General features: G+C 71.1%; 12 protein-coding genes and 1 tRNA gene. 8 read left to right on the top strand and 5 right to left on the bottom strand.

Annotation, left to right across the window (positions count from 1 at the left end):
- Positions 1-44 precede the first annotated feature (44 nt).
- The 3 genes from AB0A94_RS07250 to AB0A94_RS07240 all read right to left on the bottom strand — a co-directional run bounded on the left by AB0A94_RS07250 (position 45) and on the right by AB0A94_RS07240 (position 2,872).
- Positions 45-1,133, bottom strand: a complete 1,089-nt coding sequence (locus AB0A94_RS07250; protein WP_361740119.1) for a DUF3344 domain-containing protein — start codon at positions 1,131-1,133, stop codon at positions 45-47.
- A gap of 1,041 nt (positions 1,134-2,174) precedes the next feature.
- Positions 2,175-2,456 carry a hypothetical protein gene (locus AB0A94_RS07245; RefSeq protein WP_361740116.1) on the bottom strand — a complete coding sequence of 94 codons (282 nt, stop codon included), beginning with the start codon at positions 2,454-2,456 and terminating at the stop codon, positions 2,175-2,177.
- A 221-nt stretch (positions 2,457-2,677) separates the two neighbouring features.
- A complete protein-coding gene (locus AB0A94_RS07240; protein ID WP_361740113.1) occupies positions 2,678-2,872 on the bottom strand; it encodes a hypothetical protein in 195 nt (64 codons plus the stop codon).
- 696 nt (positions 2,873-3,568) lie between these two features.
- On the opposite strand from AB0A94_RS07240, the gene AB0A94_RS07235 reads away from it, so the two are divergent.
- Both AB0A94_RS07235 and AB0A94_RS07230 read left to right on the top strand, forming a co-directional pair.
- The gene (locus AB0A94_RS07235) at positions 3,569-4,069 is read left to right on the top strand and encodes a tyrosinase family oxidase copper chaperone (protein ID WP_361740111.1); all 501 of its coding nucleotides are present in this window, start codon (positions 3,569-3,571) and stop codon (positions 4,067-4,069) included.
- Positions 4,053-4,919 (top strand): tyrosinase family protein, encoded by an 867-nt coding sequence (locus AB0A94_RS07230; protein WP_361740108.1) that lies wholly within the window; start codon positions 4,053-4,055, stop codon positions 4,917-4,919. The genes AB0A94_RS07235 and AB0A94_RS07230 overlap by 17 nt, the downstream gene beginning before the upstream one ends.
- Positions 4,920-4,997: 78 nt before the next feature.
- Here AB0A94_RS07230 and AB0A94_RS07225 read toward each other — a convergent pair whose 3' ends face one another.
- Entirely contained in the window at positions 4,998-5,954 is a 957-nt protein-coding gene (locus AB0A94_RS07225; protein ID WP_361740105.1) for an alpha/beta hydrolase, read from the bottom strand.
- Between the two features lie 664 nt (positions 5,955-6,618).
- Here AB0A94_RS07225 and AB0A94_RS07220 point away from each other — a divergent pair.
- On the top strand, positions 6,619-6,888 hold the full coding sequence (locus AB0A94_RS07220) for a hypothetical protein (protein WP_361740102.1): 270 nt from the start codon (positions 6,619-6,621) through the stop codon (positions 6,886-6,888).
- Between the two features lie 927 nt (positions 6,889-7,815).
- Here the strand turns inward: AB0A94_RS07220 and AB0A94_RS07215 are convergent.
- A tRNA-Arg gene (locus tag AB0A94_RS07215) sits at positions 7,816-7,891 on the bottom strand.
- Between the two features lie 322 nt (positions 7,892-8,213).
- On the opposite strand from AB0A94_RS07215, the gene AB0A94_RS07210 reads away from it, so the two are divergent.
- From AB0A94_RS07210 to AB0A94_RS07190, 5 genes are all read left to right on the top strand, one after another.
- The gene (locus AB0A94_RS07210; protein ID WP_361740099.1) at positions 8,214-9,824 is read left to right on the top strand and encodes a dynamin family protein; all 1,611 of its coding nucleotides are present in this window, start codon (positions 8,214-8,216) and stop codon (positions 9,822-9,824) included.
- Positions 9,825-9,827: 3 nt separating this feature from the next.
- Positions 9,828-11,618 (top strand): YfjP family GTPase, encoded by a 1,791-nt coding sequence (locus AB0A94_RS07205; protein ID WP_361740096.1) that lies wholly within the window; start codon positions 9,828-9,830, stop codon positions 11,616-11,618.
- Positions 11,619-11,869: 251 nt separating this feature from the next.
- Positions 11,870-12,349, top strand: a complete 480-nt coding sequence (locus tag AB0A94_RS07200; protein ID WP_361740093.1) for a single-stranded DNA-binding protein — start codon at positions 11,870-11,872, stop codon at positions 12,347-12,349.
- Between the two features lie 280 nt (positions 12,350-12,629).
- Entirely contained in the window at positions 12,630-14,042 is a 1,413-nt protein-coding gene (locus AB0A94_RS07195) for a Cys-Gln thioester bond-forming surface protein (RefSeq protein ID WP_361740090.1), read from the top strand.
- Positions 14,043-14,114: 72 nt separating this feature from the next.
- Positions 14,115-14,519: a hypothetical protein gene (locus tag AB0A94_RS07190; protein ID WP_361740087.1), complete on the top strand. Its 405-nt coding sequence runs from the start codon at positions 14,115-14,117 to the stop codon at positions 14,517-14,519.
- The last annotated feature ends 191 nt before the right edge of the window (positions 14,520-14,710 follow it).

Genomic DNA, 14,710 nt, shown 5'->3' with positions numbered 1-14,710 from the left:
GGGCAGGGTTTCCGTGTTCCCGAAGGCGCTCGGCGCGGACGCGTTCACCGCCGGGCGTCGACGGCGGCGAAGAGCACGCCCGCCCATGCCGCGTCCCGCTGGGACATGAGCCGGAAGGCCACCCGGTCACCGGCGCGCGGCAGGCCCCCTTCGAGGTCGAACACGTCGGAGTCGTAGCCGAGGGTGTTGGCGTACGCCGGTACCCGCTCGGGAGACGCTTCGCGGGGATCGGCGATGGTGGAGTTCAGGACGTCGTCGAAGGGGTTGGCCCGGTCGGCGAACGCGGTGGGGACGGGCCCGCCGGAGGTGAGGACGAGCGAGTCGCCGGCGGTGCCGCGGTCGCCGTTGTACGCCACCAGTCCCGCCCGGCCCCCGGCGCCCGCCGGGAACGGCAGGCCGCTCAGCGGCATCTCGACCCCCGAGCGGCCGCCCAGCGGGGCGAACCCGTCCCAGAGCGCGAGGTGCCGCAGTGGTTCCTCCGGGTTCTCGTACGCCACCACCAGCGTCCAGCCGCCCCAGGTCCCGGCCGCCGATCTGCCCATGGCCACGTTGACCTGCGCCACCGTGTACAGCCCCGGCGCGCTGTCCCGCACCAGTTCCGTCACGTCCGCCGAGGCCTGGAAGGCGTCCGCGCCGTCCGCCACCCGGTGCCCCACCACCGTGTCGGCGAGCAACTCCTTGTACTCCCCGCCGGGTTCGGCGATCAGCACCCGCCCGTTGTCCTGCCAGGGCTTCTGCTCACCGGCGAGCAGGTTGCCGCCCCAGTACAGGCGGGCGTACGTCACCCGGGAGCCGGCGGGCAGACGGAGCTCCGCGCGGGAGGAGTTGTACGTGTTCGGGTCGCTGTCGACGTCGATGTAGAACATGTCGAAGTCGCCGTTCACCCCCCGCCCGCCGGCCTGCACGTTCCGGCACGAGGACGCCTGGGCACGGCAGGTGGCGGAGGAGTTGGCGGCCCGCACGATGCCGCCGTGCTGGACCGCGCGGTACCGCTGGGAGAAGGCGAGGCCGTCGGCCTCCGGGGAGGGCGCGACCGGCGCGGCGGCCGCGGAGCCGCAGGGTGCCCACATCACTGCGAGGGAGAAGACGCCCACTGCCGCATGGCGGAGCATCTGGCCCAGGGATTGACGCATGACCGTCGGAGCCTTTCGGAACAGGGGTGGCCGGTGGCAGGCAGCAGGACGAGTGCGCTGCGTCCGCCCGGAGGAATGCGCGGGGAGGTTCATCACTCTAGACACCAAACGGACAAATCAGCTGAATATCAGTGAATGTCGACATGTGTGTTGAAACCGTGAAGCCGGGCCTCGTCGTGCCGCTGCTGTGGTACGGCCGTTCCGCCGCCCCACGGAACGGGAACCGGGCCCACCCGGCAGGGCGGGCAACGGGGTGAATGAGGAACCGCGAACGGCGCATGACCGGTTGTGGGTGGGCGCGGGCGCTCCCGCCGGGGGCGCGGGATCCGGCGTTCACCGGGGGAGGGGGAACGCGCATGCGCGCTCCGCCCGCACGGCGTATCGCACTCGGCGCGTGCCGCGCCGCTTTCCCGATCGCGGCAGGGATCGGCCGAAGGTGTGCTGCCGGTCGGCGGGCCGGGGTGTGGCCGAGGGTTTTCCTGTCGGTGCTTCGGTGCTTCGGTGCTTCGGTCGCGGGACGCGGTCGGTCACCTATGTGGACCCGTGGAATTCCCCGTCCCGGGGTTCCGGTATCCGTAAGGGGCCGGCCCGCACTTTCCCCCGAGTGGGTGGTGCAAGGTCACCAGGGGCGGCCATTGCTCCGAGTGGGGGGAGTTGGCCGCTTCACCCTTTTTTCGGCTCCGGAGTGGGGCCAATGAATTCCGGGCCCGATGTGATCGCGAATCTGCCGGACAGGTGAATGGCGGATGCCGGCTCCGAGAGGGACGGATGGCTTCCGGGCGAATTCCGCCCGCCGCCCGAACCGGCGTGGCGCTGACCCGCTCGCAGACGGGAGCGACTTGATGCCCCGCCCGTCATGAGGATTCCATCGCGATGGCTCGAGCCGTTTCGGCGGCACCCGCGGACCGGCCGGACACGCAAAGAAGCCCCCAGGGTGATGGGGGCTTCTCCTTGCTTATGGTGCCGCTCCGGCCTTGCCGGAGCGGCACGGTGCCTTCTCGGCTCGCCCAGCTAAACGCTGTTCTCGGCGGGCTGCGAAGGTCAGTGCTTCTTGCCCTTGTCGTCCTCGTAGAGGGGGAGGAGAACGGCCGACTGAGCGCTGTCCTCGTCCTCGACGTGCAGCGACGTCTCCTGCTCGACGCTCTTCGAGCAGTCGATGTTGTTGTTGGCGGACGAGAGGATCGGGATGTCGATGATCTCGGTCACCTTGCAGCTCTCGGAGATGGTGTCGCCGTCGTTCGCGGCCTGAGCGACTCCGGCTCCGGCACCGACAATGGCCATGGCGGTGGCGGCGGTGGTGATGAGGGCCTTGCTGAGCTTCACTTCTTCTCCTCGTGGAGGGATGTTTTTCTCTTCATCTTTCCGGGACTGGCAGAGCGGAAAGTCTCTGTGACTGGGATTTGTAGCACACTCTTTCCCAGTTCTAACGCCGGCTCCGCAGATATCCGCTAATTTACATCTTTTAGCCGAGTGCTCTGCGATGCCCTCCGACGTTACCAACCAGTGAACGAGGGGGCTCACTGGAAGGTTTTGCTCCATCCGGGTCAGTTCTGGTGGTCGTCCTCGACCGTCACGTACTCCTTTTGCTCGACGTTGTAATTGGTCGAGCAGTCGATGTTGTTGTTGGCGGACGACAGGATCGGGATGTCGATGACCTCCAGAACCGTGCAGGAGAAAATCTTGTTGTCGTTCTGGAACTTGGGCCCGTCCTCGGCGTGGGCGCTCCCTCCTCCCGCCATCAAGAGGGCGGCAGCCGACAGAGAGAGAACGGCTACTTCTTTCCGGCGCAAGATGGACCTCCGCTGTTGGCTCGTACATCCGATACGAGCGGACGATGTGGTGCCGGGCTTCTTTGGAGGCCCGGCACGAGTATCAGCATCGAGGTAACGACGGCGAACCGCATGAGTCATGCCGCTGAAAGAGTGATCCAATGAATCCATTGGCGTTATGGAGCGCTATCCGTGTCAACTCTCCCGCTTCTCCGGCCGCCCGTTCCGCGTCCCCCTTGCGGGCGGGTGCTGCGTTTCGACTCCCTTGCGCGGCCTGACTCGACGAGCCGGCCCCGTACAGGAGAACGGCCTTCGAGGCCGCCGGTGGTCGTCCGGCCGGACGACCACCGGCGGCCGGCAACCGGGGTGCTGTGCGACGGAGTTCCGCTCGAACGCGCCGGTCGGGGACGGAGAGCCGGCGCCGTCCTCGCCGGGCCGTCGATCGGGACCGGAGCCGTCGCCCGCCGTGTCGCCGGGGCGCCGCCCGCCGTCGAGGAGGAGGTGGTCCCGGTCGTGGACGTGACCGTCCTCCAAAGCCCGGAGGCGTTCTCCCACGGAGGGAGCCGCCCTTTCGTGTATACGGTTCCTGCTCCTGGCGCGGCGGTGACCGCAAAAGGCGACCAGCGGTTATTACTACGGACAACCGCACGGACGAAGGAGTGGACCATGGTCGTCAACACCGGTGGGACACCGGTGGACATCACGGACGGAACACCGGAAGCGGCCCGGCCCGGCCCGGTGGGCGGAACCCGGCGGGAGGTGGTGCGCGGTCTGCGTGCCTGTGCCCTCACCGTCACCCTGGCGCCGCTGCTCGCCGCCTCCCGGTCCCCGTACCTCCGGCCTGCGCGTGAGGACGGCGTTCCGGACGGCGCCGCCTTCGACCGTATCCACCGAGGCCGCCGTATCCGAGGGACGTGGTTCCCCGCACGCGATGCGGCCGAGGACGGCCGGTGGCACGTCACCGTCGACGACCGGCCCCTCCATCTGATGCGCCGAGCCGACGGCACCTGGCTGAGCGAGGTCGACCACTACTGCTCGTACCGGACACCGCTCGAGGCCGCCCGCGCGGCCGTCGACGCCCTTCCCCCCGGCCAGGGGCTGCGCGCGGGCTCGGACGACGGCACGGCACACTCGCCCGGAGGAGGCCGTCATGGCGTACGTGCGTAAGGACGCCGGCACACTCACGGCCGACGAGAAGCGCCGGTTCGTCAACGCGCTGCTCGAGATCAAACGGCGGGGCGAGTACGACGAGTTCGTACGGATACACATCGCCCACTATTCGTCCGACGGTGAGCGCGGACTGCGCATCGCGCACATGGCGCCCTCCTTCCTGCCCTGGCACCGCCGGTTCCTGCTCGACCTGGAGAGCGCCCTGCGCCGGGTCGACTCCTCGGTGACCCTTCCGTACTGGGACTGGACCCGCGACCGCACGACCACCTCCACCCCGTGGACGGCGGATCTCCTCGGCGGCAACGGGCGCCGCTCCGACCACCGGGTGATGACCGGACCGTTCGCCCACCACGAGGGCAACTGGGACATCAAGGTGAGGGTCACCGAAGGGGAGTTCCTCACCAGGGACCTCGGCCGCAGGAGCGCCTCGATCGAACTGCCCACCAAGAGCGACCTGGAGTGGGCGCTGAAGGAACCCGACTACGACGTGACGCCCTGGGACTCGACGGTCACCCGGGGTCTCCGCAACCGGCTGGAGGGCTGGGGCACCGGCCGGGGCAGCGCCTCGTGGCGCAATCACAACCGGGTGCACCGCTGGGTCGGTGGTGTGATGCTCACCAGTGCTTCCGTCAACGATCCCGTCTTCTGGCTGCACCACGCGTTCGTCGACCTGCAGTGGCACCAATGGCAACGCCGGCACCGCGGGGCCCGCTATCTGCCCGCGACTCCGCCGGGTTCCGGCGACGCGCAGCACGGCCGGGTCGTGGCGCGTCAGGAACGGCTGCCGCCGTGGGACGTGACACCGGCCGAGCTGGAGGACGTCGGCCGGATCTACCGGTACGCGTGAGGGGAGCCGGCGGCATGGCTGAGCCGCCGGCTCGTCACCGGCGGCGACCGCGCACGCGGCTCTCGGACGGCAGCGGCCTCAACCGGCCGCGTACCCCAGGGACTCCACGGCGTTGCAGTACGGCAGGCCGTCGATCGGACGGTCGGTGAAGAACCGGCCGATCAGGTCCGAGGACTCCTCCCGGCGTTCGACGGTGACCAGGTGGTCCGTCTCCTTGAGGGTGGTGAACCGCGCCGAGGGCATCACCGCGGCGAGCTCCCGGCCCATCTGCGGGGTGCACAGGGTGTCGTACTCTCCGTTGAACACCAGGGAGGGCACGTCGGGGACGGGCAGGGGTTCGTAGCAACCGTGCGTCAGCAGCCTCGTGTTGTGCTCGACCACCTTCTCCAGCTCGTCCGGCGTCTGGTTCAGGAACTGCCGGTGGAGCAGACGGGTCACGGCCGCGTGCCGGCGCACCCGTCCGGCGCCCGGGTTCGACATGAACATCCGCACCAGTCCCTCGGCGGCCTCTTCGATCTCGCCGCGTTCGAGGGCACGGGTCAGACGGGGGACGGCGTGGGTGTAGAGCTCGGGAAAGCGCTTGGCCGCGGCGCAGAACACGATGCGGGTGACGAACTCGGGGTGGAGTTGCGCGAAACGCAGCCCGATGACTTCGCCGAAGCAGCCGCCGAAGAGATTCACGCGCGGCATTCCGATCTCGACCAGCATGTGCCTGACCGCGGCGGCGAGAAAGTCGATGCCGTACCGGGCGGGCAGAAAGTCCGCGGTGCCGTAACCGGGAAGATCCACGGTGACCAGAGTGGCGAGCGGCGACAGGTACTTCTCGTGCCCCTGCCACGAGTACCTGTTCTGGGACGAGCCTCCGAGCAGCACCAGCGGCGCGGTCAGCGGCGCGGGCTGGTGGACGATGCGGCACTCGTACGCGAAGCCCTCGAAGACGAGCTCCCGTTCCTCCACCTGCCCCGACGCCGGGGGAACGGGCCCGGGGCGCCCGACGGTGGGCGGGTTCTGGGCGGTGATGACGGCAGTGCGCATGAGCGGCTCCGGAGAACGGCAGGAAGAGGGGAAAACGGAAAGACATCGAACCATTCCGTAACTACCAAGAACCACACAGTACTGGCGCAGTTGCCCAATGCCGGGTTATTCCGGCGGAGTCGTTTACCGGCCGGAAAGGTCCGTAAGCCCTTACAGGTGGCGAAGATGCCCTCCCGGGGGTGTCAACCCAGGTATTCCTCTTGCCCGTTGAGCTATTCAGCGGGTGGTTGGGGCGCAGCTGTTCTCGAAGGTGATCCAGAAGGCGTTCAGGGGCTTTCCTGGGCATGGTCCATCGCTTGCGGCCCCTGTCGATGGGGTTCAGGATCATCGGCCTCGTGCATGCGCACTTCGGGGTCGTGGCCTCGTGGGGGAGGTGCGGTGGCGCTTCCGGAACGGAGAGGGCTGCCGAGGGTGCGCGAATGGCCGATGCCGAAGCGGTGATCGAGAGGAACCGGCTGCGAACTGAACGGTGCCGACGCCACCTGATCGGAGTAATGCCGTCTCGAATGGAACTTCGCTCACCGCTTGGTGATAGTTGGATCGGATAACTTGCAGATATAACTGCTCGCAGCGGAAAGGGATTCCGTGGGGCTGGGCTGTTGGCCGGTCGTGCAGGCCTGTGCCAGCGCACCCGTGTGAGGAAAATCCGAGAGGAAAGAAGCATATGAAGTTCAAGAGTGCCCTCGTCTGCGCGTTCGCCGCTCTGGCCGTCGCTGGTGGTGCCGTCGGGACCGCGCAGGCGGCCGACGGCGACCCGTCGAATCGCGGCAGCAACGAGCAGGACCAAAGCTGCGAGGTCAGCGAGGACATCGACCAGACGAATTTTTCATCCTCCGACAACAACATCGACTGCTCCAAGCACATCGGTGAGGAGACCGACCTGGTGCGCGTGGCGGACGGTGCACTCTTCCCCCGCCCGTACGAACACCGCTGACCGCGTGTCCCGTCCTCGTACACGCTGAGGACCTGCCGGGAACCGGCCTGTGGGTTCTGAGACCTGGACCCTCGGGTCAGCGCGTTGCCCGCCTGCATGTTGTGCTCCGGAAATCCCTGAACCCCGACCTCGCGTAATGGTCCGCCGACGGAATCGGCGGACCATTACGTGTGCCATGTCGGATGAGGCAGAGGATTCGGCGTCGGCCGGTGATGACAAGCCGGGCTGCCATGGCGAACAGGCGGAACCGCAGGGGGCGGGGCCTTTGCGGCCGGGTCTCCCGGCCAGGGCGAGCGTCGGCATCCAGGTCGGCGGGCCAAGGGCGATCCGCACGGTCTCCAGCCGGACCTTGCTCCGGGCGCTGAGCTGTTCTCGGCCTCCGCTCGAGCAGAGCAGGGGGTGCGGGCGGCTTGGGTGAAGCCGGTGAAGCGGGCGGTGCCGCACCACGGCTCGCGCCGAGCCGCCAGGTCTCGAGGGCGGCCATGGTCTGTTCGCCCAGGGCGCGGCTGACTTCCCGTCGGCCCGTGGAGGGCTTCTCCCGCCGGTCACGGCAGGGCACCCGGACCGCGCCTCCGGCGCCTTTCGTTCGGCCGGCCCCACCGTCGTGACCGACCGCTGATGGCTGCCGCCGTCCGCTGTCGTCGCCGTCGGCGCGTACCGTCGTGAACGGGATTCGTCGGCTCGGGGGACGGGCAGGGGGCCCACTCCTCGGACGGACGGGCGGGCGGGCGGTCGTCCGGGAACCCCTGACGGCCTCTTCTCGCTGGCCGCGCCTGTGCGCGGACCGCCCACGGACCTGACGGTCGAACACCCGGCGGAGCCACTTCTCGCCGCTCCCGTGGGTCGGAACCACCCGGCGGAGCCGGTCGTGGAGGCTGACGCCGGCCCCGACCGACAAAAAGCCCTCCCCATGGGGAGGGCGGAGACTGGCGCCCCCGGCAGGACTCGAACCTGCGGCCAAGCGCTTAGAAGGCGCCTGCTCTATCCACTGAGCTACGGGGGCCGGTGTGGTGGCCTGTCGTCGTGGTGCCCGGGTCCGGGCCTGTCCGTGACGTTGCCGGAGACAAGGATAGGGCTCCCGCATCCTTGCCCCCTGTTGCCTCGCCTCCGTGCCTCGATGTGGAGGTTCGGTGAAGCGGTCCTGATAATCGCAGGCAGGTACGAATCGTGCACCGCTTTTGGTCTCTCGCGCACCGGGTGTTGTGCACTCGTTATGCCTGGAGGGCGCACGCGTCGCGGTCGTCCCTTCCGTCCCTTGTGTCCTGTCGGCGCGCAGGCATACTCATATGCTTCAGAATTCCCCCAAAATTGGGCATTCTTCGCATGTGGTGACCTTGGACGTACGGCCCCAGCTGCTCGACGCGCTCTCCGCCCTGCGCGACCGTGTCGCCGCCGCCCGCTTCCCGCTGCCCCTGGCGGGGGCCGCACGCGCGCGTGCCAACCGTGACGAGCTGCTCGCGCAGCTCGACGACTATCTGGTGCCCCGGCTGAGAGATCCCGAAGCGCCCCTGCTGGCCGTCGTCGGAGGATCCACCGGAGCCGGGAAGTCCACCCTGGTGAACTCCCTGGTGGGCCACCGGGTCAGCGAGGCGGGCGTGCTGCGGCCCACGACCCGGACACCGGTGCTCGTCTGCCATCCGGAGGACCACCACTGGTTCAGCGGGATGAGGGTGCTGCCCGACCTCACGCGCGTGTGGGTGCCCCACCACCGGGACCCCGCGGACGACCTGCTCCTCCCCGGGGAGAACCCCGCGCGGGTGCTGCGCGTGGAGACCGCCGACACCCTGCCGCCCGGCCTCGCCCTCCTGGACGCGCCCGACATCGACAGCCTCGTCTCCGACAACCGGGTCCTCGCCGCCGAACTCATCAACGCCGCGGACATCTGGATCATGGTGACCACCGCCGCCCGCTACGCCGACGCCGTGCCCTGGCACATGCTGCGCACCGCCAAGGAGTACGACGTCACCCTGGTGACCGTCCTGGACCGCGTACCCCACCAGGTCGTCTCCGAGGTGTCACGGCAGTACGGCGCCCTGCTCACCAAGGCCGGACTCGGCCACGTACCGCGCTTCACCGTGCCCGAGCTGCCCGAGTCGGCCTGGGGCGGCGGCCTGCTGCCCGCCACCGCCGTGGCCTCGCTGCGGACCTGGCTGGTCCACCAGGCACTGGATCCCGCGGCCCGGCAGCAGGTGATGGCCCGCACCGCGTACGGCGTCCTCGGCTCCCTCGACACCCGCATGCCCGAACTGGCGGGTGCCGCCGCCGCGCAGTACGCGGCCGCGCTGCGGCTCACCGCCGCCATCGACGGGGCGTACGACAGCGAGCACGCGCGCGTGCGGGGCCGGCTGCAGGCCGGGGCCGTACTCGCCGGCGACGCGCTCAGACGATGGCGCGCCTTCCCCCTGGACTGCACCCCGGGCGAACTCCTCGACGCCCTGGTGGAGAGCCTGAGCGCGCTGCTGCTGTGCGCCGTCGCCGCCGCCGACGAACGCGTCGACGAGGCCTGGCGGCGCGAACCCGCGGCGGACGCCCCCGAGCTCGCCGGCCGCGACACCGTGCCCGAGAGCGCCGAGCACCGCATCGGACTGGCCGTACGGCGCTGGCGGCGCGAGCTCGAGGAGTACGCCGAGGACGAGGTGCGGGTGCTGGACCGCAGTACCGCGCCCGACCCCGAGACGGTCGCCGCGCTGGTCGCCACGGCCCTGCTGGGCGGTCGCCGGGCCCGGACCGCCGGGGAGGGGATCGCCGAGCGGATCGGCGCGCACGGCGCGCTGCGGCTGCGCGACCGGGGCGGACGGCTGCTCATCGAGCACGTGGACCGCGTCATGCACACCGAACGCGAACGCCGGCTCGCCCCGCTCGACGCGCTCGAGGTGCACGCGGAGCCCCAGGCCGAACTCATCGCCGCGTTGTCCGTACTGCAGAAGGAGAGGTGACCGGTGACCGCCGTCACTGGCCAGGACCACACCGAACACCCCGAGCACCCCGACCGCGAGGCCGGAGGGGCACCCCGTACGGACACCGCGAGCCCTTGGGACGACGGGCTGATCGCGCGCCGGGCGAACGGGGTCGCCGGCGAGGAGCAGGGCGGGGTGGCGGCAGCCCGCACACCCGCGCCGCAGACCGTGGTTCCGCTCGCGTACGACCCTTGGCTGCGGTCGCGGCTCGAAGCGCTGCGCGAGCTGGTGGGGCTCTCCCGCGCCCGGCTCGACAACCGGACCCTCGCGCAGGCGGGCCGGGTCCTCGAGGAGTCCACCGCGCGGCGCCGGCTCTCCGGACAGCACACCGTCGTGGCCATCGCGGGCGCCACCGGCAGCGGCAAGTCACAGCTGTTCAACGCGCTGGCCGGAGTGCCCGTCTCGGAGACCGGCGTACGGCGGCCGACCACCGCCGCACCCATCGCGTGCAGCTGGAGCGACGGCGCGGCGGGCCTCATCGAACGCCTCGGGATCCCGCCCAGGCTCAGGCGGCGCCCCCTCCAGGCGACCGCGGACGCCGACGAGCGGCTGCGCGGGCTGGTCCTGGTCGACCTGCCCGACCACGACTCGGCGGCGGTCCAGCACCGGGAGCAGGTGGACCGTGTCCTGGGGCTGGTCGACGCGGTCATCTGGGTCGTCGACCCCGAGAAGTACGCCGACGCCATGCTGCACGAGCGCTATCTGCGGCCCATGGCGGCCCACGCGGAGGTCATGTTCGTCGTCCTCAACCAGACCGACCGGCTGCCCGGGGAGGCCGCCGAGCAGGTCCTGGACGATCTGCGGCGGCTGCTCGACGAGGACGGCATCGTGCTGGGGGAGTACGGCGAACCCGGCACGACCGTGCTGGCGCTGTCCGCGCTCACCGGGGACGGGGTCGGCGAACTGCGGGAATCGCTCGCCCGGTTCGTGGCCGAACGCGGGGCCCCGGCCCGGCGGATCTCCGCGGACGTGGACATCGCGGCGGCCCGGCTGTGGCCGGTGTACGCCACCCGCCGGCGCACCGGGCTGAGCGAGGAGGCGCGCGAGGAGTTCGCCGACCGGCTCGCGGACGCCGTGGGGGCCACCGCCACGGGCGAGGCGGCCGAACGCGCGTGGCTGCGCAACGCCAACCGCGCGTGCGGCACGCCCTGGCTCCGGCTGTGGCGCTGGTGCCAGGAGCGGGGCGAGCCGTCCACCGGCCGGGTCGCCCTGCGCGGCCAGCCCGACGCGGAGGCGACGGCCCGGCAGCGCGTGGAGCAGGCGGTGCGCACGGTGGCCGACCGCGCCTGCGCCGGACTGCCGGCGCCGTGGGCGCTGGCTGTGCGGGAGGCGGCCGTACGCGGCTCCCAGGGCCTGCCGGAGGCGCTGGACGAGCTGGCCGTACGCGCGGGACTGCCGCCGGGAAGGCCGCCGCGGCCCGGGTGGTGGCCGCTGGCCGTGTTCGCCCAGGTGTCGATGACGGTCCTTCAGTTCGTCGGCGGGCTGTGGCTGCTGGCACAGATCGTCGGGGTCGTGGCGCCGAACCTGGGGGTGCCGGTGCTGCTGATGGTGATCGGCATCGTCGGCGGCCCGCTCGTCGAGTGGAGCTGCCGCATGGCGGCCCGGGGGCCCGCCCGGCGGTACGGGCAGGAGGCGGAGAGACGGCTGCGGGAGGCGGCCGCGGGGTGCGGCCGGGCCCGCGTCCTGGACCCGGTGGCGGCGGAGCTGCTGCGGTACCGGGAGGTGCGGGAGCAGTACGGACGGGTCGTGGGGGCGGGGGCCAGCCGCGCCTGACGGCGGCGGGGCAGGACGGGTCCGGAGCGGAGCGCCTCGTTCGGGTGACGGGGATGTCCACAGACCGGAGGTGGTCCACAGCGCTCGGCGGGCCCGGCCCGACGGAGGCAGTCTGGCCGCACGGCGATCGCGGGACGGTCCGTGGTCGCCCTGCCGGACGGCAGCCGTACGGGACGGGCCCGTACGCGTACCAGCCCGGTGCCGGTGTCGCCGTGCGCGGCCGGCGGATCCGGGCGAGGGAGGGAAACACGATGAACGAGACGATGGTGTGCGTGGTGGGCAACGTGGCGACGCAGCCGGTGTACCGGGAGATGGCGTCCGGACCCGCGGCGAGGTTCCGGATCGCGGTCACGTCCCGGTACTGGGACCGGGAGAAGAGCGCCTGGGCGGACGGGCACACCAACTTCTTCACGGTGTGGGCGAACCGGCAGCTGGCCACCAACGCGGCGGCGTCGCTGTCGGTGGGCGAACCGGTGATCGTGCAGGGCCGGCTGAAGGTGCGTACGGAGACGCGCGAGGGACAGCAGGGGTGGATGTCGGCGGACATCGACGCGGTGTCGATCGGCCACGACCTCGCCCGGGGCACGGCCGCCTTCCGGCGCGCGCAGCGACCGGAGCAGGCCTCCGCGCCGGAGCGTCCCGAGCCCGACTGGGAAAGCGGAGCGGAGAATTCGGCGATCACGGACGGAAACGCACGCCAACGTCAGCCGGAACCCGCAGCGGTGACATGAGGTCAGTGATCCGGCCTCGGTGCCGGTGCTGACCGAACTGAGGCTCATCGACGGATGCGTACCAAATCGTCCCGGGTGGATTTGTCGATAAGACCTGCCCGCGGCGGCTTCCGCGATAACGATTCCGAGTCGGATCACTCCTCCGACGCGATCACCGGCAAGCGCGCATCGCCGTCTCCTTAGGATGCCGGGCATGGCTCCCGGGACTCTCGGGGCCGGTGATTCTGCTGGTGGGACCGCCACCCCCCACGTCAACGGGTCCCACCCGGGAAGGATTTCGGTGTTTGCTTCGTTCTCCGCGGGACCCGCGCGCGGACGCGGGTCGGCCCGCCTCGCCGCAGGGACGCTGGTGTCCGGACTCGTCGCCACAGCCGTACTGGCCGGTGCCGGGACGGCGGCCGCCGACGAGGAGACGGCACCGGATCACAGCGGGGCGGCCGCGACCATAAGCGGACTCAAGACCTACGGCGCCGCCGTGATACGCGGCGCCGCCGGGGACCAGCAGGTGTCGGCGGGACTGTTCGAGATGTCCGTCGAGGGCGGCGGCATGCTGCAGACGTACTGCGTCGACATCCGGACGCCCACGCAGAAGGACGCCAAGTACCACGAGACCGCCTGGAGCGGGACCTCGCTGGGCACCAACGGGGACGCCGGCCGGATCCGCTGGATCCTGCAGAACTCCTACCCGCAGGTCAACGACCTCGCGGCGCTGGCGAAGAAGGCCGGCGTACGCGGCCGGCTCACCGAGCAGGACGCGGCGGCCGGCACACAGGTGGCCATCTGGCGGTACTCCGACGACGTCTCCGTGGACGCCGCCGACCCCCAGGCCGAGCAGCTCGCCGACTACCTGCAGAAGAACGCCCGTGACGAGGGGGAGCCCAAGGCGTCGCTGGCTCTGGACCCGCCCGCGGTCTCCGGCCGCCCGGGTGAACCGATCGGTCCGGTCACGGTGCGCACGGACGCGCGCAGCGTGACCGTCTCCCCGCCGGCGGACGCCGCCACGAGCGGGGTGCGGATCGTGGACGGGAACGGCGAGCCCGTCACCACCGCGGCCGACGGCAGCCAGATCTTCTTCGAGGTGCCCGAGGACGCGGCGGCGGGCACCGCGGAGCTCACCGCGCAGGCATCGACCACGGTGCCCGTCGGCCGTGCCTTCGTCTCCGAGAGCCGGAGCCAGACGCAGATCCTCGCCGGTTCCAGCGAGTCGACCGTCTCGGCGACGGCGAGCGCCACCTGGGCGCTCAAGGGCGCGATACCCGCGCTGTCCGCCCGCGAGAACTGCGCCAAGGGCGGTGTGGACGTCACCGTCGCCAACCAGGACGACGAGCCGTTCACCTTCCAAGTGGCGGGTGCGGAGCACACCGTCGCGGGCGGGGAGTCCCGGACGGTGACGGTTCCGCTGAGCGAGGACCGGCCGTACGACTTCACGGTCGAGGGTCCCGGCGGCTTCGAGCAGCGGTTCACCGGCATGCTCGACTGCCTCACCCGGGCCGCCGAGATCGGCACCACCACCCACACCCTCACCGGTCCGAGCCCCACTCCCGTCGCCGGCACTCCCACCGACACCAACCTCGCCGAGACCGGTTCCTCCAGCGCCACCCCGTGGATCGCCGGCACCGCCATCGCCCTGGTCGTCCTCGGCGGCGCGGGCCTGGTCGTCACCCGCCGCGGGAACACCTCCTCCGGGGGCTGAGCCCCGGTGCCCGGTGCGCCGGCGTCCGGCGGCATGAGCGGAACGGGGGCCGGAGTCCGCGCGGCTGCCGCCGTGGCCGTTTCGGGACTGCTGCTGGCGGGGTTGCCCGCGCTGTACTTCCTGACCGTTCACGGCTGCGGCGAGGAGGAGGACCGGCTGGCCGAGGTGATGTCCGTCGAGACGGTACTGGACGCGGCTCCGGAAGGGGCGGGCCGGAAGGACCGCTACCGGGAGTGCGACGACGACGACCGCTTCGTCGTCGTGGGGGCGCGGTACCGGTACGACGGCTCCTCGGAGGACGCCCTGCGGCACTACGGGGAGGCGGCCCGCGCCGACGGCTGGCGACCGCGGACCGCGCCCGGTTGCTTCACCAAGCCGATGGGAGGCACGACCGCTTACCTTGTCGTGGAAGGCCCGGACGACGGCTTCCTCCACGTGGAGATCGTCGCGGACCACGCGCGGTCGCAGTGGTGCTGAACACCGACGCCGGCGAACACCGCCCCCGGGCCGGCCGACCGGGACCACACGGAAAAGCACCCGCCCTCCACGGCCCGGCACGCTGCACGGAGACCAGGGGCACGACCACCGGCACCCGAGGCGGCGGCCGTCCTTCCCGCGGCATCCGGCACCGCCGGGCCGCAGAGCGGACCGTGTCCTGGCTGCCCGGC

Source organism: Streptomyces sp. NPDC044984 (assembly GCF_040646935.1).
Classification (GTDB): Bacteria; Actinomycetota; Actinomycetes; order Streptomycetales; family Streptomycetaceae; genus Streptomyces.
This window is presented reverse-complemented; position numbering and strand designations above follow the sequence as displayed.

Bases quoted from the DNA above. Each gene is read 5' to 3' on its own strand.
- AB0A94_RS07235 (WP_361740111.1), top strand. From the start codon at position 3,569: ATGGTCGTCAACACCGGTGGGACACCGGTGGACATCACGGACGGAACA.
- AB0A94_RS07250 (WP_361740119.1), bottom strand. From the start codon at position 1,133: ATGCGTCAATCCCTGGGCCAGATGCTCCGCCATGCGGCAGTGGGCGTC.
- AB0A94_RS07225 (WP_361740105.1), bottom strand. From the start codon at position 5,954: ATGCGCACTGCCGTCATCACCGCCCAGAACCCGCCCACCGTCGGGCGC.
- AB0A94_RS07220 (WP_361740102.1), top strand. From the start codon at position 6,619: ATGAAGTTCAAGAGTGCCCTCGTCTGCGCGTTCGCCGCTCTGGCCGTC.
- AB0A94_RS07230 (WP_361740108.1), top strand. From the start codon at position 4,053: ATGGCGTACGTGCGTAAGGACGCCGGCACACTCACGGCCGACGAGAAG.
- AB0A94_RS07200 (WP_361740093.1), top strand. From the start codon at position 11,870: ATGAACGAGACGATGGTGTGCGTGGTGGGCAACGTGGCGACGCAGCCG.
- AB0A94_RS07240 (WP_361740113.1), bottom strand. From the start codon at position 2,872: ATGGCGGGAGGAGGGAGCGCCCACGCCGAGGACGGGCCCAAGTTCCAG.